Here is an 18215-nt window from a genome sequence, read left to right as displayed (position 1 = left end):
AGTGGTTTTCCCGTGTTTTTATTTGCCAGATTAATCCTGATGCGTAAACTCTTAACAATACGCTTTCAAAAGGATTTTTAAATTTATGACAACCTTCTACACCGTGGTGAGTTGGCTGGTCATTCTGGGTTACTGGGTACTCATTGCTGGCGTAACATTACGCATTCTAATGAAACGACGCGCAGTGCCCTCCGCAATGGCCTGGCTTTTGATCATCTATATTCTGCCATTGGTAGGGATCATTGCTTATCTGTCCTTCGGTGAGCTCCACCTTGGTAAACGTCGCGCCGAACGCGCCCGGGCAATGTGGCCGTCAACGGCCAAGTGGCTGAACGATCTAAAAGCCTGTAAGCATATTTTTGCGCAGGAAAACAGCAGCGTCGCGTCATCCTTATTTAAGCTGTGCGAGCGTCGTCAGGGAATCGCTGGCGTTAAAGGGAATCAATTGCAGTTGCTCACCAGTTCAGAGGACGTGATGCAGGCATTGATCCGTGATATTCAACTGGCGCGTCACAACATCGAGATGGTGTTCTACATCTGGCAACCAGGTGGTATGGCCGATCAGGTCGCCGAGTCATTAATGGCTGCCGCAAGGCGTGGAATTCACTGCCGCCTGATGCTGGACTCCGCGGGTAGCGTGGCGTTCTTTCGCAGCCCATGGGCTGCGATGATGCGTAACGCGGGTATCGAGGTTGTTGAAGCGCTGAAAGTAAACCTGATGCGTGTATTTTTACGCCGTATGGACCTGCGTCAGCACCGCAAAATGATCATGATCGATAACTATATTGCTTATACCGGCAGCATGAACATGGTCGATCCCCGTTTCTTCAAACAAGATGCAGGCGTCGGGCAATGGGTGGATTTGATGGCGAGAATGGAAGGCCCGGTAGCCACCGCTATGGGCATTGTCTATTCCTGCGACTGGGAAATTGAGACCGGCAAGCGCATTCTGCCCCCGCCGCCAGACGTCAATATCATGCCGTTTGAGCAGGCCAGCGGCCACACCATTCACACTATAGCTTCGGGACCTGGTTTCCCTGAAGATTTGATTCATCAGGCGCTGTTAACCGCGGCTTATTCGGCGCGTGAATATTTAATTATGACCACGCCCTACTTCGTTCCCAGCGACGATCTGCTGCACGCGATCTGTACAGCGGCGCAGCGCGGGGTCGACGTCAGTATTATTCTTCCACGCAAGAATGATTCCCTGCTGGTTGGCTGGGCAAGCCGGGCCTTTTTCACTGAGCTGCTGGCGGCTGGAGTTAAAATCTATCAGTTCGAAGGTGGCTTACTGCACACCAAGAGCGTACTGGTCGATGGCGAGCTGAGTCTGGTCGGTACTGTTAACCTGGATATGCGCAGTTTGTGGCTCAATTTTGAAATCACGCTGGTCATTGATGATGCCGGATTCGGTGGCGATCTCGCGGCAGTACAGGATGATTATATTTCGCGTTCCCGTCTGCTTGATGCCCGTTTGTGGGTAAAACGACCACTCTGGCAGCGGATCGCTGAGCGACTGTTTTACTTCTTTAGTCCGTTGCTGTAAAACGTGCCCATCAGACAGTAAACAGGTAGTCATTATGGATATGGATTTGAACAATCGCCTGACTGAAGACGAAACGCTTGAGCAGGCTTACGATATTTTTCTCGAACTGGCTGCGGACAACCTGGATCCAGCCGACATCATTCTGTTCAATTTACAGTTTGAAGAGCGCGGTGGTGCCGAGTTATTCGACCCGGCAGAAGACTGGCAGGAGCATGTTGATTTTGACCTGAACCCTGACTTCTTTGCCGAAGTGGTGATTGGTCTGGCAGATACAGAAGACGGCGAGATTAACGATATTTTTGCGCGCGTTTTATTATGTCGCGAAAAAGATCACAAACTCTGCCATATTCTCTGGCGCGAATAACAAACAAAAAAGCTGCTCTCGCAGCTTTTTTCATTTTTAGCCCGGCAGTTTACTTCCGCAGCGGTTACAAAACTGCGCACTATGTTCATGCTGCGCCTGCTGACACTGTGGGCATCTACGCTGATATCCGCGCTGTTGGAACGCACTGCTCATGTGTGTGGTTATCAATCCGGTCGGTATCGCAATCACAGAGTATCCAATCAGGATAAGCACTGACGCCACCATGCGTCCCAACGGCGTGTGCGGTGTAATGTCACCGTAGCCGACGGTGGTGACCGTAACAATAGCCCAATACACAGACGCATTCAGCGTAGTAAAGCCATATTTGGGCCCTTCTATCAGATACATCATCGCGCCGAAAACAACCATCAGAATGGCAATAAAGGAATAGAACAACATCAGTTGATGACGGGCGCTTTTTAACGCATTCCAGAACACTCGCAGAGAAGGCATAAAACGCAGCAGCTTGAGAATACGCAAGACGCGCAGGACACGCATCGCTCGCCAGGCGAAGACATAACTCAAACTGATTTCAGGCCATAGCCACATCACGTACAGCGGTAGAATGGTGGCCAGATCGATAATCCCCCAGAAGCTAAACACATATTTAGCGGGATTGGCCCAGCTGCATAAGCGAAGAAAATATTCGAGGGTAAAGACCAGAGTAATAAAGATCTCCAGCCAGACAAAAATGCGCCATTCCTCAAAGGTTAAATGGTATTGCGTCCCGACGCCGGACTCAATGAAGATAACAATAACGCTGAGCAAGGCGAACAGCGCGCACATACCCTCAAAGCGACGCCCTGAACGGGTGTTTAAATCGAATAATTTGCGATAGAGCGCGCGGCGGACAGAAGAGACTAAACCTGACACATATACCTCACCAAAAAGAAGGGCTGACCTTTGTCAGCCCTCAGAATTATAGCGGGTCTACTTTCAGACAGGAAACTGCGTGACGGAAACTTCCTTCGAGAACCGGACGGGTTTTTGCGCATTCCGGTCCGGCAATCGGGCAGCGCGTACGGAACACGCAGCCGGAAGGAGGATTAATCGGCGACGGCAATTCGCCTTCCAGCAACTGGATAACCTTGTTCCTTTCCTGATCCGGGTCGGGAATCGGCACTGCAGACATCAACGCTTTGGTATAAGGGTGCAGCGGATTATGGTACACCTCATCATAAGTCCCTAATTCCACCGCATGTCCGAGATACATGACCAGCACGCGATCGGAGATATGTTTCACCACCGCCAGGTCGTGAGCAATGAAGATTAACGATAATCCCATTTCACGCTGGAGCTGTTGTAACAGGTTCACCACCTGGGCCTGAATGGATACGTCCAGCGCCGAAACCGGTTCATCGCAAATAATCAGCTTCGGCTCGAGGATCAGCGCACGGGCAATACCAATACGCTGACACTGACCGCCGGAAAACTCATGCGGGTAGCGGTTAATCAGATTTGGCAGCAACCCCACCTTCATCATCATCGTCTTCACACGGTCGCGGACTTCCTGACCAGACAGGTTCGGATGATAAGTCCGCAGCGGTTCGGCAATGATTTCACCGATGGTCATGCGCGGGTTCAGTGATGCCAGCGGATCCTGGAAAATCATCTGAATATCGCTACGCACTTCCCGCCACTCATCGGGTTTCATGCCCAGTAAATCTTTACCCAGCCAGGCGACTTTTCCATCGGTGGCTTTCACCAGGCCAATAATCGCACGGGCAAAAGTCGATTTTCCACAGCCTGATTCGCCGACCACGCCCAGGGTTTCACCTTCATACAGTCGCAGAGTCACGCCATCAACCGCTTTCAGGGTTTTAGACGGCTGCCAGAACCACTGCTTGCCGTCTTTAATGTCGAAATGGACTTTAAGATCGGCAATTTCAAGGAGCACTTTTCGTTGTTCGGTGACCGCATTCATACCAGTTCCTCCACCGGTTTAAAGCAGGCGCGCAGGCGGCCCGGACTAAACTCTTCCAGTGGCGGAGCACTGCTACAGATTTCCATCGCATGCGGGCAACGCGGCTGGAATGGACAGCCTTTTGGTAGACGCAACAGGTTCGGCGGGTTGCCCGGAATAGTCAGCATCTCTTCCCCTTCGGCATCCAGACGAGGTACGGCATTCAGCAAACCAATCGAATACGGATGAACGGGCTTATAAAAGACATCCCGCGCACTGCCATATTCCATGGTACGTCCGGCGTACATCACCAAAACTTTATCGCAAATACCGGCAACTACTCCCAGATCGTGGGTGATCATGATAATCGCAGTGTTGAATTCGCTTTTCAGTTCATTCAGCAGGGTCATGATTTGCGCCTGTACCGTAACATCGAGCGCGGTAGTCGGCTCATCGGCTATCAGTAATTTAGGCCTGCACAACAGCGCCATGGCGATCATTACGCGCTGACGCATCCCGCCGGAGAATTCATGCGGATACATTTTCATACGCTTACGCGCTTCCGGCATTTTCACCGCATCCAGCATTCTGACCGATTCTTCAAAGGCTTCCGCTTTGCTCATGCCTTTATGCAGCATGAGAACTTCCATCAACTGCTCGCCGACTCGCATGTACGGATTGAGAGAGGTCATCGGGTCCTGGAAAATCATCGAGATTTGCTCGGCGCGCAGTTTGTTCAACTCACGTTCCGGTAAATTCAGAATTTCACGTCCGTTGAAAGTTGCAGATCCTCCGATACGGCCATTTGCCGCCAGCAGGCCCATCAGGGCAAAGGCCGTTTGCGATTTCCCTGAACCGGATTCCCCAACAATACCCAGCGTTTCTCCAGCTCGCAGAGAAAAGTTTAAATCGTTTACCGCAGTCACATCGCCGTCGGGGGTGGCAAACGTCACGCGCAGATCTTTAACGTTCAGCAGTGCGTTAGCCTGTTGTTGCGCGAGCGGCGCGGTTGAGGTTTCAATTACGCTCATGGCTGCACTCCTTAACGGTCTTTCGGATCGAGGGCATCACGCAGGCCATCGCCAATAAAGTTAAAACAGAACAAAGTGACCACCAGGAATCCTGCCGGGAACAGCAGCAGCCATGGTGAGACTTCCATCGAGTTGGCACCATCACTCAGCAACGCCCCCCAGCTACTTAACGGCTCCTGCGTCCCTAATCCCAAAAAGCTCAGGAAGGATTCAAACAGGATCATGCTGGGCACCAGCAACGAAGCGTACACCACCACCACGCCCAGCACGTTCGGCACAATATGACGGATAACGATGCGCACGGTAGATACCCCACCCACTTGCGCAGCTTCAATAAACTCTTTGCGCTTGAGACTCAGCGTTTGTCCACGCACGATACGCGCCATATCCAGCCAGGATACCATCCCGATAGCGACAAAAATCAGCAGGATATTTTGCCCAAAGAAAGTGACCAGCAGAATCACGAAGAACATGAACGGGAAGGAGTTGAGGATTTCCAGCAGACGCATCATCACGGAGTCAATTTTACCGCCGAGGTAGCCCGACAGAGAACCGTATAGCGTGCCGACAACCACCGCGACCAACGCCGCGGCAATGCCGACCATCAGCGAGATGCGACCGCCAATCGCCACACGAACCAGCAGGTCTCGACCTGACGAGTCGGTGCCGAAATAGTGTCCGGATTCCGTATCCGGCGCGCTGGACATCATGCCCCAGTCGGTATCGAAGTAGGTAAACTGCGACAGCATCGGCGCCAGCGTCACAAACAGCGCAATAATCACCAGCACGACCAGGCTTGCTACCGCCGCGCGGTTATGCATAAAGCGTCGACGCGCGTCCTGCCACAGACTGCGGCCCTCGACCTCCAGCTTTTCACTGAAATTCTCCAGCGCTTCGCTGTTTTTCTTACTTAACATCATAGCGAGCTCCAGTATCAGTAACGAATTTTCGGGTCGATAACGGCATACAGCACGTCAACAATCGCGTTAAACACGATGGTCAGCGTCCCTACCAGTATGGTGAGGCTCAGGACCAGCGAATAGTCGCGGTTTAACGCACCATTGACGAACAGCTGGCCAATGCCCGGCAAACCATAGATGGTTTCAATAACCATCGAACCGGTAATAATGCCGACAAATGCTGGTCCCATATAGGACAGCACGGGCAACAGCGCAGGTTTTAACGCATGGCGGAAAATAATCCGCCGCATCGGCAACCCTTTAGCGCGCGCGGTACGAATAAAGTTAGAGTGCAGCACTTCAATCATCGAACCGCGGGTAATACGGGCGATACTGGCGATATATGCCAGTGACAAGGCCACCATCGGCAGGATCATAAATTTCAACGCCCCGCCGTTCCAGCCGCCTCCGGGCAGCCATTTCAAGGTTATGGCAAATATCATGACCAATAAGGGAGCGACCACGAAACTGGGGATAACCACTCCGGTCATTGCCACCCCCATCACCGTGTAGTCCCAACGCGTATTTTGTTTCAGCGCGGCTATCACCCCAGCGCTAACGCCAACGAGGACCGCCAGAATAAAGGCCGCAGCTCCCAGCTTCGCAGAAACCGGAAAGCTCGAGGCCACGAGGTCATTTACCGTATAGTCTTTATATTTAAAAGATGGCCCAAAATCGCCATGTGCCAGCTGCTTGAGGTAGCTGAAGTACTGCGTCGAGATAGGATCGTTAAGATGATATTTCGCTTCGATATTAGCCAGTACCTCTGGCGGTAACGCACGTTCCCCGGTGAATGGACTTCCCGGCGCAAGGCGCATCATAAAGAATGAAATCGTAATAAGTATAAACAGCGTCGGAATCGCTTCCAGACAGCGACGTAATATAAATTTTAACATTGCCCGTACCTTCTGGCGTGTGCCTTTACACCTCTTCTACCCCGACGTTCAGGTAAAGCGGTGTTAATAGTTCGAAGAAAAAGACACTGTGGGGCAAAATGATTGCCCCACGTCTTGCCATTAATGCTTGATAATATACAAGTCTTTAACGTGGATATTATCCATCGGGTCTTTACCGGAGTATCCGCCAACCCATGGTTTTACCAGGCGGGCGTTAACATAGTAATAAACCGGTACAATCGCAGAATCTTTATCCAGCTGCTGTTCCGCTTTCGAATACAGTTCGCTGCGCTGCGCTTCATCAGTCACTTTCAGCGTATCCGCAATCAGCTTATCAAACGCCGGGCTCTTATAGTGGACGGTGTTGTTGGAGCTGTCAGACAGCACCATATTCAGGAAGGATGTTGGTTCGTTGTAATCCGCACACCAGCCTGCACGCGAAACATCATAGTTACCCTGATGGCGCGTATCGAGGAATGTTTTCCATTCCTGGTTTTCCAGCTTCACGTTGGCGCCCAGATTTTTCTTCCAGATAGATGCCGCAGCGATGGCCAGCTTTTTATGCAGATCTGAGGTGTTATACAGCAGGTCAAAGGTCAACGGTTTTTCAGCGGTATACCCGGCTTCAGCCAGCAGTTTTTTCGCTTCTTCATTGCGTTTTTCCTGAGACCATTTGAACCACTCTGGTTCAACCAGTTTCGCGCCATCGGTGTAAGGAGGGGTAAAGCTATACGCCGGCAGGTCCCCCTGGTTCTTAACTTTGTTGACGATAATGTCACGATCCAACGCCAGTTTCAGGGCGGTACGAACACGAACATCGTTGAACGGTGCTTTCTGGTTGTTGATTTCGTAATAATAGGTGCACAGATAAGGGTCAACGTGAACTTCGTTCGGGATCTCTTTTTTCAGTTTCTGGAATAACTCGATCGGCATGTTGTTATAGGTCATGTCGATTTCGCCGCTGCGATAGCGGTTAACGTCAGTCACTTCAGAAGAAATTGGCAGGTAGGTAACCTGGTTAATAACCGTTTTGGCGTTGTCCCAGTAGTTGGTGTTACGCTCAAGTACAATGCGCTCGTTGACCACCCAGTCTTTCAGCTTATAGGCGCCGTTGGTGACGATGTTAGCGGGCTGGGTCCATTTCTCACCGTATTTTTCAACCGCTGCTTTAGGAACCGGAGAAACGGATGAGTGCACAAGCAATTTGTAGAAATAAGGAACCGGCTCGCTCAGGGTGACTTCAAATGTATGATCGTCGAGAGCTTTGACACCGAGATCGGTGATCGGCTTTTTGCCGGCGATAATATCGTCAATATTGACAATGTGACCGTACTGTAAATAACTGGCGTACGGTGACGCGGTATTTGGATTAGCCAGGCGTTGCCAGCTATACACGAAATCTTGCGCGGTAACAGGCGTGCCGTCAGACCATTTAGCGTCTTTACGCAGATGGAATGTCCACACCTTAAAGTCTTTATTTTCCCACTTTTCAGCCACGCCAGGCGATGGTTTACCATCGACATCGCTGATTAATAAACCTTCAAACAGGTCACGGTTGATATTGGATTCAGGTACACCTTCGATTTTATGTGGATCGAGTGACTGAACTTCCGAACCGTTATTACGCACCAGAGTCTGCTTTTCAGCAAGCTGCACACCTGCTGGTACAACTGCCGCCGTAGCAACATTCCCAGCGATTAGCGCAGTTAGGATCCCCGCAGCTACTAAACTTTTTTTAGTGATGTTAGTCATTGTGTTTGTACTCCCTCATTATTATGGCTGGTTTTTTAACCAGACTGTTAATCCTGTCAGGATCCCTGTACGGCACCGGAGATTTTCTGCCGTCAGGTAGTTTCTTGTTTTACTGCTTGCTATCACCGACTTTATTTATTTCTGGCGATTCGTATGACCGCCTTGCGTCGATTATCTACGTGCCTCCCCTGCCGGAAACACGCTATTACCCTGTTGAGAGAAACTAATTGAAAATGATTCTCATCAACGTGAATTCTTCTGCATAATACCTGGCCGGAAAGTATCAAATGCGTTTCTTAACCGCCAATACATTTTACAAATTTGTTAACCAATTCTCTTTTATTGGAAATAAATCTCACTAAAAAAGTCTTACGAATGAAAGATTGTGACAATAAAACGATAAAAATCATTATGTTGCATCCAGCGCAGTGTTAAACCCCCGGACCTTTGTCAACACCACGCCAAAATGCACATAAATTTAACAATTGGTTATTAATTAGCACATTCATCTAAATAAAACGCTGAAATAACTAATAACATTTCGATAATCCTTCAGCAAGCCCCAGAGTATGATGTTAATAAAATAACAGTGACATCGGGATCCCTCTGGTGGACCATTGAGTGTTATATCCATAAAATCAATGAATAAATTAATGAATCACCATCAGATATTTTTATATTTCTATGCTGATTTTCAACTTTAGTGAGAAGTTTTACTAATAATGAAAGGAAACGGAGCCGAAAGAGGCTCCGTTGATACTAGGAGGAATATCAGGCAAGTAAACCGGGGAAAATGGACTTGATTCCAGTCACAATGAATTCGATCCCTAAGGCCATTAACAACAACCCCATAATACGCGTAATGACGTTGATACCGGTTTGGCCCAGCAGCCGTACCAGCCACGGTGCCATGCGAAAAAGTCCCCAACAGCACAGGGCAAACAACGCAATCGCCACAAAAAAACCAAACAGGTTAATCGCACTGTGATAGCGCGTACCCCAAACAATAGTTGAGCTTATCGCCCCTGGCCCCGCCATCAGCGGCAATGCCAGCGGCACTACGCCGATACTTTCGCGGATTGCTGTTTCTGATTTTTCCTGTTTGTTTTGCTTATCTTCGCCCAGTTTTCCGCTAATCATGGACATTGCGATAGTCACCACCAGAATGCCGCCGGCAATCCTGAACGAATCTATCGAGATACCGAAGAGCTGCAGAATACCGTCACCAAGGAACAGCGAAGTCCACAGGATGATGGCAACCGACAGGTTTGCCGTAAGGTTGGTTTTATTTCGCGCAGCAGCCGTTTGATAGCTGGTCATACTGATAAAGACTGGGATGATCCCGACCGGGTTAACCAATGCGAATAACCCAATGAAAAACTTAAAATAGACAGGAAAATCAAATAGCGTTTGGATCACGGTTAGCTCCGAAGCGTTAGCCGGATAAAATGAGTCATAAAAATTGATAAAATCCGCGCTGAAGATACGCCTTTTGTCAGCATACTTCACCTTCTATCTGTGTATATCTACGTAAATACACATCCAATACTTAGTGTTATTAATATGTATTAAATATGCTAATGTTAATGGCATTCACCCCATCAATTTATTAACACTTACCGATAAACGCTAAAAGGGCCTGCTGAAAGGTGTCAGCTTTGCGAAATTTTGATCCAGATCACGCAATTACTACTCAGAAGTGAGTAATCTTGCTTACGCCACCTGGAGGTAGCGCGTTAGAATTAAGTGGCGCTAGCGTATAAGCTCTTTTAGTAAATCAAGGTAAAGTGGACGTTAATTAACCGTTTGATTTTCAAAACGTTACACAAATTTTCGTCGATCTGTCTATACTCTCGTATCGAGCAGATGATTTACTAAAAAAGTTTAACATTATCAGGAGAGCATTATGGCTGTTACTAATGTCGCTGAACTTAACGCACTTGTAGAGCGCGTAAAAAAAGCCCAGCGTGAATATGCCAGTTTCACTCAAGAACAGGTTGACAAAATCTTCCGTGCCGCCGCTCTGGCTGCCGCAGACGCTCGAATCCCTCTCGCGAAAATGGCCGTTGCAGAATCTGGCATGGGCATCGTCGAAGATAAAGTGATTAAAAACCACTTTGCTTCCGAATACATTTATAACGCATATAAAGACGAAAAAACCTGTGGTGTGCTGGCTGAAGACCACACTTTCGGTACCATTACCATCGCTGAACCGATTGGTATCATCTGCGGTATCGTTCCAACCACTAACCCGACTTCTACTGCAATCTTCAAATCACTGATCAGCCTGAAGACGCGTAACGCCATCATCTTCTCTCCGCATCCGCGTGCTAAAGATGCCACTAACAAAGCGGCTGATATCGTTCTGCAGGCAGCAATTGCTGCTGGCGCACCGAAAGATCTGATCGGCTGGATCGATCAACCTTCCGTAGAACTGTCAAACGCGCTGATGCACCACCCGGACATCAACCTGATCCTTGCGACCGGTGGTCCAGGCATGGTTAAAGCAGCATACAGCTCCGGTAAACCGGCAATCGGTGTAGGCGCAGGTAACACCCCTGTGGTTATCGATGAAACCGCTGATATCAAGCGTGCTGTTGCATCTGTTCTGATGTCTAAAACCTTCGATAACGGCGTAATTTGTGCTTCTGAACAGTCCGTTGTTGTCGTTGACTCTGTATACGACGCAGTACGTGAGCGTTTCGCGACTCACGGCGGCTACATGCTGCAAGGCAAAGAGCTGAAAGCCGTTCAGGACGTTATCCTGAAAAATGGCGCGCTGAACGCGGCTATCGTTGGTCAGCCGGCATACAAAATTGCTGAACTGGCAGGCTTCTCCGTACCAGAAACCACTAAGATTCTGATCGGTGAAGTGACAGTTGTTGACGAAAGCGAACCGTTCGCTCACGAAAAATTGTCTCCGACGCTGGCAATGTACCGTGCGAAAGACTTCGAAGACGCCGTTATTAAAGCTGAAAAACTGGTTGCGATGGGCGGTATCGGTCATACCTCTTGCCTGTACACCGACCAGGACAACCAGCCAGAACGTGTTGCTTACTTCGGTCAGATGATGAAAACCGCACGTATCCTGATTAACACCCCAGCTTCTCAGGGTGGTATCGGTGACCTGTACAACTTTAAACTCGCGCCTTCCCTGACTCTGGGTTGTGGTTCCTGGGGTGGTAACTCCATCTCTGAAAACGTTGGTCCTAAGCACCTGATCAACAAGAAAACCGTTGCTAAGCGAGCTGAAAACATGTTGTGGCACAAACTTCCGAAATCTATCTACTTCCGTCGTGGCTCTCTGCCAATCGCACTGGATGAAGTGATTACCGATGGTCACAAACGTGCGCTGATCGTGACCGACCGCTTCCTGTTTAACAATGGCTATGCTGACCAGATCACCTCCGTGCTGAAAGCTGCTGGCGTTGAAACCGAAGTGTTCTTTGAAGTTGAAGCTGACCCAACTCTGACCGTTGTACGCAAAGGTGCTGAGCTGGCTAACTCCTTTAAACCAGACGTGATCATCGCGCTGGGTGGCGGTTCCCCGATGGATGCCGCGAAAATCATGTGGGTTATGTACGAACACCCAGAAACCCACTTCGAAGAACTGGCACTGCGCTTTATGGACATCCGTAAACGTATCTACAAGTTCCCGAAAATGGGCGTAAAAGCGAAGATGGTTGCCGTCACTACCACTTCCGGTACTGGCTCTGAAGTTACTCCGTTTGCGGTTGTTACTGACGATGCAACTGGTCAGAAATACCCGCTGGCAGACTATGCGCTGACTCCGGATATGGCGATTGTTGACGCCAACCTGGTGATGGATATGCCTAAGTCCCTGTGTGCGTTCGGTGGTCTGGATGCCGTCACTCACGCTCTGGAAGCTTACGTATCCGTGCTGGCTTCTGAGTTCTCCGACGGTCAGGCTCTGCAAGCGCTGAAACTGCTGAAAGAAAACCTGCCAGCGTCCTACCACGAAGGTTCTAAGAACCCGGTAGCGCGTGAGCGTGTACACAGTGCAGCAACCATCGCCGGTATTGCGTTTGCTAACGCCTTCCTGGGTGTATGTCACTCAATGGCGCACAAGCTGGGTTCTCAGTTCCACATTCCTCACGGTCTGGCGAACGCCCTGCTGATCAGCAACGTTATTCGTTATAACGCGAACGACAACCCGACTAAACAGACTGCATTCAGCCAGTACGACCGTCCGCAGGCTCGTCGTCGCTACGCTGAAATCGCAGACCATCTGGGTCTGAGCGCACCGGGCGACCGTACTGCTGCAAAAATCCAGAAACTGCTGGGCTGGCTGGACGAAATCAAAGCTGAACTGGGTATTCCTAAGTCTATCCGTGAAGCAGGCGTTCAGGAAGCTGACTTCCTGGCACACGTGGACAAACTGTCTGAAGATGCGTTTGATGACCAGTGTACTGGTGCTAACCCGCGTTACCCGCTGATTTCTGAACTGAAACAGATCCTGATGGATACCTACTACGGTCGTGAATACAGCGAAGATCAAACCGCCGTTAAGACTGAAGCAGTAGCTGCTCCGAAAGCTGAGAAGAAAGCGAAGAAATCCGCTTAATTCAACCAGATAAGTTTTAGTCTCACCATAAACGGTCCCAATTTGGGGCCGTTTTTTTTACATCTTACGTTATCAGAATCGATACATGACCAATTCAGCGACGTTCAAAGGGTGAACCTGTAAAAGGATGCTTAGGAGGATGCTTAGGAGGATGCGAGAATAGCGTCAGGAGAGTGTCTGACAGGGTAGCGAACATGAGCGAATGTCGTAGCCTACCCTGTGCTAATAAGCGCCCAGAAGCGCGTAGAGTTAATCGTGGTTGTGTCGTTCTTGTATCGCCGTCAGAGAGCCCTCAGACTGTGCTTGCTTATAATGCTTACGGCATACCGATACATAGCGTTCGTTCCCGCCAATCACCACCTGTTCGCCCTCGTTATAAGGTCGTCCTGCCTGATCAAGACGCAACACCATACTGGCCTTACGCCCACAGAAACAAATGGTTTTTAATTCAACCAGTTTATCTGACCACGCCAACAGGTATTCGCTGCCGCCAAATAACTCGCCACGAAAATCGGTACGCAAGCCGTAGCACAACACGGGAATATCCAGCTGATCGACAACTTCAGATAATTCATAAACCTGCTGTCGAGTCAGAAACTGCGACTCATCAACCAGTACACAGTGAATTCTTTGCTGCTCATTCTCAGCCCGAATCTCTTCGAACAATGATGAATTTTGGTTAAACAATTTTGCAGGTGACGACAGACCTATACGCGAACTTACTTTTCCAGCACCAAAGCGGTCATCAATTTCCGCTGTATATACCACGGCACGCATCCCACGTTCCTGATAATTGTACGAAGATTGCAGCAATGCAGTCGACTTACCGGCATTCATTGCAGAATAGTAAAAATATAGCTGTGCCATTGACCGTAGGCCCTCACCCGGGGAAATAAATATGGGCAGGATTGTACCATATTTCACGAACGTGTCGGTGTAGCGTTGCCTGCATAGGCGTATAAATAGGCGTTCAGACTCGCTCAGTGTCGCCTAAATAACCGATCCTTTAAGTGACATGGGAGCGCTAGTACACTCCAGTCATAGCCCAGGTAGCCTGAAACTGGACGGGTATATACACACTCTTTCACAAATAGTGCTCATGAAATTTATCCATACCTCTTATCTTCTTACGGCAATAAAGAAACCCTTCCCTTATTGTTATTGAATCTACCCACTGTCGCCATGTATTAGCGAATTCATGTAAGCAAAACTAATACAAAAGGTTGAAATCACTGCAAAGAGGTACTATTTGAACACCATAAAATGTGACCTGAATCTTGAATTTTTACTCTCAGCCGCTGAGAAGCCCCCTCACCAATAAGCCTTTTTTATGCCCAACGTCGCGAAGAATTTAAGACAGATGAATTAATTCTGATACTAAATAAAGCGCAATTTTGAATTCCTTACATTCCTGGCTATTGCACAACTGAATTTATCGCTCTATTATTAGCTCAACAAACCACCCCCAATATAAGTTTGAGATTACTACAATGAGCGAAGCACTTAAAATTCTGAACAACATCCGTACTCTTCGTGCGCAGGCAAGAGAATGTACTCTGGAAACGCTTGAAGAAATGCTGGAAAAATTAGAAGTTGTTGTTAGCGAGCGCCGTGAAGAAGAAAGCGCTGCAGCTGCTGAAGTTGAAGAACGTACTCGTAAACTGCAACAATATCGTGAAATGCTGATCGCTGACGGCATTGACCCGAACGAACTGCTGAATAGCATGGCTGCTGTTAAATCTGGCACCAAAGCTAAACGCGCTGCACGTCCGGCTAAATATAGCTATGTTGACGAAAACGGTGAAACTAAAACCTGGACTGGTCAGGGTCGTACACCGGCAGTGATCAAAAAAGCGATGGAAGAACAAGGTAAACAACTGGACGATTTCTTAATCAAAGAATAATTCAGAAATAGTTTGCTTAAAATCCCGCCAGTGGCGGGATTTTTTTTACCTGTACTTCGCACAGTCCCTACCCAGTTCAGGTATAAAAAAACGGTGCTGGATTAACAGCACCGTTCAGACCTGATAATACCAGGAGGTTACTTCTTAATACCCATCTCATCTTCCAGCCAGGCTTTAAATTCAGCGCCGAGAGTATTATGGCGAATACCATATTCAACGAACGCCTGCATATAGCCCAGCTTATTACCACAGTCATGGCTTTTGCCCTTCATGTGATAAGCTTCAACCGTTTCTTTTTCAATCAGCATATCGATAGCATCAGTCAGCTGAATTTCGTCACCGGCTCCCGGAGGCGTTTTTGCCAGCAGAGGCCAGATATCCGCGCTAAGGACGTAACGCCCCACGACGGCCAGATTAGATGGCGCCACATTCGCTTTCGGCTTTTCAACAACGCCAACCATCGGTACGCTTTCGCCCGGCGCTAATTCAACGCCTTTACAATCAACAACACCATAAGCGGTAACATCTTCTACCGGCTCAACCATAATCTGGCTGCTGCCTGTTTCATCGAAACGATGAATCATTTCGGCAAGGTTGTCGCGTGATAAATCAGATTCGTATTCGTCAAGAATGACGTCCGGCAAGATAACCGCAACGGGCTCATCGCCAACCACCGGGTGCGCGCACAATACCGCGTGGCCCAGACCTTTGGCCAGTCCCTGACGCACCTGCATAATAGTGACATGTGGCGGACAAATAGATTGCACTTCTTCCAGAAGCTGGCGTTTTACACGTTTTTCCAGCATAGCTTCAAGTTCAAAGCTGGTATCGAAGTGGTTTTCAATCGAATTTTTAGACGAGTGAGTTACAAGTACAATTTCAGTGATGCCCGCAGCAATACATTCGTTTACGACGTACTGAATTAATGGCTTATCAACCAACGGTAGCATCTCTTTCGGGATTGCTTTCGTAGCCGGTAACATCCTGGTTCCTAATCCCGCAACCGGGATAACGGCCTTTTTGACTTTTGAATTAAGGGCAGCCATTTAAAACTCTCCTGGACTGTTCATGTATTGAACGTGTTCATCAATCTGTATCGCATCCAAGTATATCAGTACCGCGACAAGCTTCTGGTCTGAAAAGGACGCGCGTCGGTATAATTAAGATAAATACGAATAAATCTGGCGCTGATAGTAGCACTCACAGCATGAGGGGAGTGAGCCAATTTCATTCTCACTCCACTCGGTTGTTCATTCTGCAGACAACATCAGGCGCAGCCGACCACCGGCCCCCCAAATTTGGCATTGCCAGGATTCGCAACGTTGGCTCAGTTGATTAAGATACGCATTCCCTAAGGTTCCCAACGGAACGCCATTGCTGATTTGTACATTGTGGGAACCTGTATTTAATGTCGCATTCAGCCCTGCTGATACCAGAATCAGGTTTTTTAATCCGCTGTGGTAATAACCCACCAGCAAAGGGAATTGTCCGGGCAAATTAGCCTGGCGCAATAAATGGTTAACCTGTTTCAATAACGCACCGAGCTCCGGCAATCGTTGATTTTGATGCGCGAGCTGTTCCTGCAGCAAACCGTTAAATAGCGCCCGCAGTAACAATGCAGCCAGAACACCATTATCCCCTGCCCGCGTCACATCCAGACAATAAAACGCAAGGTCATGGTCCGATAGCGGTGCAATATCCAGTACCAGCCCCGGCTGATCGGCGGCTACCAATTGACGATAGTTGATCCGACATCGTGAAATAACTTGCGACACAGGAGGCTGTAATTCTTGCAACAGCTTTGCTGCAGCGGCGGGATCACCAACCATAGCATCCCAGTCGCGAAACAGCCGCTCTTCTTCTTCCACGCGTGAATTAAACATATTCGGATACAGACACGCAAAGACGGTTTCGCGCAGGCGGTTCAGGTCCTTTACCGGCTTTAGCAGCACATCATCCACACCCAATCGCAGTGCTTTGGCTATATCAGACATGTTTTCCGTCGCTGATATCACCAGGATGGGGGTCTGATCGCCACGATTACGCAGATACTCTACTAGCTTAAGGCCGTTCATTCGTGGCATAGCCAGGTCGCAGATAATCAGGTCGGGGTTAAAGTGCCCGAGTAATTCAAGTGCTTCAAGTCCATCGCCAGCTACCGCCGTTGTCGCTCCCAAAGAGGAAAACCATGAGTCCATGAGTGAGCGAAATACCGGCTCATCCTCAACGATAAGAATCTGTTTTCCGACCAATGGCTGCGTCATATTCTCCCCCCTGACTGGCTTTAGTAAATAGTGGCATGCTATTGCTACTCACGCCTGTCAGAATTTGCTTAAGTGTTGATAAAAAATGCGTTAGATGTTGGTTTTCACCAGGGGTAGAAGCTCATCCATTTTCTTCTCGACCGCCAGTTGTCCAGCAGCAATTGCTGCGCTGGCGCGGTGAAAATCCAGCGTGGATATTTGCGGACAAAACGGCTGAATCAGGATATCTGGCGGGTCACCGGCCATGCGGTTACGTTTCAGACGATTTTCCAGAACCTGAATAGAAGTCGTCATGATCTCCATCGCCGTCGGCGCGGTTACCGCACGCCTGGCCGTTATGTTGCTCAAGCGCTCTTTCAGTCGGGCACGCCATGAAAGCGCGTCGACATCATCACCCGTTTCGGCATCACTGCTGACGTTAAAGGAGAGTAAATCTTGCTGCATAAGATGCGCATCGTGTTGCAGATCGACGGCAATAACGATGTCAGCGCCCAGCGCGCGAGTTAAGGATACAGGAACGGGATTCACCACCGCGCCATCGACCAGCCAGTAACCATTATGCGCTACAGGGGACATCAGACCTGGAATGCTGCAGGAGGCCCGAACAGCCAGGTGCAAATCACCTTCCGTGAACCAGAGCTCCCGACCCGTACTCAGATTAGTAGCCACAGTTGCAAAACGGCGAGTGCATTGCTCAATTGCTTCTACCGGCATGACATTACGGTACTGATTGAATACTCGTTCACCACGCAGTAAACCGCCCCTGCGCCACGAGAGATCCATCAGACGTAAGACATCCCAATAGCTGAAAGAACAAACCCATTGTTCGAGAGCAGGTAACTTATTGCATGCGTAGGCTGCACCAACCAGCGAACCAATGGAGCACCCTGCCACAATATCAACATCAATGCCCATATGCTTTAGGGCTTTAATAACGCCAATATGCGACCAACCTCGCGCCGCGCCGGAACCTAGCGCCAGCCCAATTTTTATTTTTCTCATTGTACGTAC

General features: G+C 49.1%; 15 protein-coding genes. 4 read left to right on the top strand and 11 right to left on the bottom strand.

The window, feature by feature from the left end; all coding sequences use genetic code 11:
• The first annotated feature begins 85 nt into the window (after positions 1 to 85).
• Complete coding sequence (gene cls / locus HV345_RS11180) at positions 86 to 1546, top strand: cardiolipin synthase (protein ID WP_016156727.1); 1461 nt, start codon at positions 86 to 88, stop codon at positions 1544 to 1546.
• A gap of 34 nt (positions 1547 to 1580) precedes the next feature.
• Positions 1581 to 1910: an HI1450 family dsDNA-mimic protein gene (locus HV345_RS11175; RefSeq protein ID WP_003020691.1), complete on the top strand. Its 330-nt coding sequence runs from the start codon at positions 1581 to 1583 to the stop codon at positions 1908 to 1910.
• A 36-nt stretch (positions 1911 to 1946) separates the two neighbouring features.
• Here the strand turns inward: HV345_RS11175 and HV345_RS11170 are convergent, their stop codons facing one another.
• The 7 genes from HV345_RS11170 to ychE all read right to left on the bottom strand — a co-directional run bounded on the left by HV345_RS11170 (position 1947) and on the right by ychE (position 9870).
• Complete coding sequence (locus tag HV345_RS11170; protein WP_049269434.1) at positions 1947 to 2783, bottom strand: ion transporter; 837 nt, start codon at positions 2781 to 2783, stop codon at positions 1947 to 1949.
• A 46-nt stretch (positions 2784 to 2829) separates the two neighbouring features.
• Complete coding sequence (gene oppF, locus HV345_RS11165) at positions 2830 to 3834, bottom strand: murein tripeptide/oligopeptide ABC transporter ATP-binding protein OppF (RefSeq protein ID WP_016153270.1); 1005 nt, start codon at positions 3832 to 3834, stop codon at positions 2830 to 2832.
• Entirely contained in the window at positions 3831 to 4844 is a 1014-nt protein-coding gene (gene oppD, locus HV345_RS11160; RefSeq protein WP_003833364.1) for a murein tripeptide/oligopeptide ABC transporter ATP-binding protein OppD, read from the bottom strand. The genes oppF and oppD overlap by 4 nt, the downstream gene beginning before the upstream one ends.
• A gap of 11 nt (positions 4845 to 4855) precedes the next feature.
• Positions 4856 to 5764: an oligopeptide ABC transporter permease OppC gene (gene oppC, locus HV345_RS11155; RefSeq protein ID WP_003020701.1), complete on the bottom strand. Its 909-nt coding sequence runs from the start codon at positions 5762 to 5764 to the stop codon at positions 4856 to 4858.
• 14 nt (positions 5765 to 5778) lie between these two features.
• Positions 5779 to 6699, bottom strand: coding sequence for an oligopeptide ABC transporter permease OppB (gene oppB, locus HV345_RS11150; protein WP_003020708.1), 921 nt, complete (start codon positions 6697 to 6699; stop codon positions 5779 to 5781).
• A gap of 120 nt (positions 6700 to 6819) precedes the next feature.
• The gene (oppA, locus tag HV345_RS11145; RefSeq protein ID WP_016153271.1) at positions 6820 to 8451 is read right to left on the bottom strand and encodes an oligopeptide ABC transporter substrate-binding protein OppA; all 1632 of its coding nucleotides are present in this window, start codon (positions 8449 to 8451) and stop codon (positions 6820 to 6822) included.
• Between the two features lie 771 nt (positions 8452 to 9222).
• On the bottom strand, positions 9223 to 9870 hold the full coding sequence (ychE, locus tag HV345_RS11140) for an NAAT family transporter YchE (RefSeq protein WP_003020714.1): 648 nt from the start codon (positions 9868 to 9870) through the stop codon (positions 9223 to 9225).
• 487 nt (positions 9871 to 10357) lie between these two features.
• Between ychE and adhE the strand changes: the two genes are divergently transcribed.
• On the top strand, positions 10358 to 13036 hold the full coding sequence (gene adhE / locus HV345_RS11135; RefSeq protein ID WP_016153272.1) for a bifunctional acetaldehyde-CoA/alcohol dehydrogenase: 2679 nt from the start codon (positions 10358 to 10360) through the stop codon (positions 13034 to 13036).
• A gap of 249 nt (positions 13037 to 13285) precedes the next feature.
• On the opposite strand, the gene tdk is transcribed toward adhE, so the two are convergent.
• Positions 13286 to 13903, bottom strand: a complete 618-nt coding sequence (tdk, locus tag HV345_RS11130; RefSeq protein ID WP_019076935.1) for a thymidine kinase — start codon at positions 13901 to 13903, stop codon at positions 13286 to 13288.
• Positions 13904 to 14526: 623 nt separating this feature from the next.
• Between tdk and hns the strand changes: the two genes are divergently transcribed.
• On the top strand, positions 14527 to 14940 hold the full coding sequence (gene hns / locus HV345_RS11125; protein WP_003020723.1) for a histone-like nucleoid-structuring protein H-NS: 414 nt from the start codon (positions 14527 to 14529) through the stop codon (positions 14938 to 14940).
• A 137-nt stretch (positions 14941 to 15077) separates the two neighbouring features.
• Here hns and galU read toward each other — a convergent pair whose 3' ends face one another.
• The 3 genes from galU to rssA form a co-directional block, all read right to left on the bottom strand.
• The gene (gene galU / locus HV345_RS11120; protein WP_016153274.1) at positions 15078 to 15986 is read right to left on the bottom strand and encodes a UTP--glucose-1-phosphate uridylyltransferase GalU; all 909 of its coding nucleotides are present in this window, start codon (positions 15984 to 15986) and stop codon (positions 15078 to 15080) included.
• Between the two features lie 204 nt (positions 15987 to 16190).
• Positions 16191 to 17204, bottom strand: a complete 1014-nt coding sequence (rssB, locus tag HV345_RS11115; protein WP_016153275.1) for a two-component system response regulator RssB — start codon at positions 17202 to 17204, stop codon at positions 16191 to 16193.
• A 90-nt stretch (positions 17205 to 17294) separates the two neighbouring features.
• Positions 17295 to 18206, bottom strand: a complete 912-nt coding sequence (gene rssA, locus HV345_RS11110) for a patatin-like phospholipase RssA (protein ID WP_016156731.1) — start codon at positions 18204 to 18206, stop codon at positions 17295 to 17297.
• Positions 18207 to 18215 lie beyond the last annotated feature (9 nt).

Source organism: Citrobacter sp. RHBSTW-00986, assembly GCF_013783065.1.
Classification (GTDB): domain Bacteria; phylum Pseudomonadota; class Gammaproteobacteria; order Enterobacterales; family Enterobacteriaceae; genus Citrobacter; species Citrobacter braakii.
Note: the sequence above shows the minus strand (reverse complement) of the source record. Positions and strands in the feature narration are given on the sequence as shown.

Excerpts from the sequence above, each read along its gene's own strand:
- cls (WP_016156727.1), top strand. The coding sequence starts at position 86 with ATGACAACCTTCTACACCGTGGTGAGTTGGCTGGTCATTCTGGGTTAC.
- HV345_RS11175 (WP_003020691.1), top strand. The coding sequence starts at position 1,581 with ATGGATATGGATTTGAACAATCGCCTGACTGAAGACGAAACGCTTGAG.
- oppF (WP_016153270.1), bottom strand. The coding sequence starts at position 3,834 with ATGAATGCGGTCACCGAACAACGAAAAGTGCTCCTTGAAATTGCCGAT.
- oppD (WP_003833364.1), bottom strand. The coding sequence starts at position 4,844 with ATGAGCGTAATTGAAACCTCAACCGCGCCGCTCGCGCAACAACAGGCT.
- oppC (WP_003020701.1), bottom strand. The coding sequence starts at position 5,764 with ATGATGTTAAGTAAGAAAAACAGCGAAGCGCTGGAGAATTTCAGTGAA.
- oppB (WP_003020708.1), bottom strand. The coding sequence starts at position 6,699 with ATGTTAAAATTTATATTACGTCGCTGTCTGGAAGCGATTCCGACGCTG.
- oppA (WP_016153271.1), bottom strand. The coding sequence starts at position 8,451 with ATGACTAACATCACTAAAAAAAGTTTAGTAGCTGCGGGGATCCTAACT.
- adhE (WP_016153272.1), top strand. The coding sequence starts at position 10,358 with ATGGCTGTTACTAATGTCGCTGAACTTAACGCACTTGTAGAGCGCGTA.
- tdk (WP_019076935.1), bottom strand. The coding sequence starts at position 13,903 with ATGGCACAGCTATATTTTTACTATTCTGCAATGAATGCCGGTAAGTCG.
- hns (WP_003020723.1), top strand. The coding sequence starts at position 14,527 with ATGAGCGAAGCACTTAAAATTCTGAACAACATCCGTACTCTTCGTGCG.
- galU (WP_016153274.1), bottom strand. The coding sequence starts at position 15,986 with ATGGCTGCCCTTAATTCAAAAGTCAAAAAGGCCGTTATCCCGGTTGCG.
- rssB (WP_016153275.1), bottom strand. The coding sequence starts at position 17,204 with ATGACGCAGCCATTGGTCGGAAAACAGATTCTTATCGTTGAGGATGAG.
- rssA (WP_016156731.1), bottom strand. The coding sequence starts at position 18,206 with ATGAGAAAAATAAAAATTGGGCTGGCGCTAGGTTCCGGCGCGGCGCGA.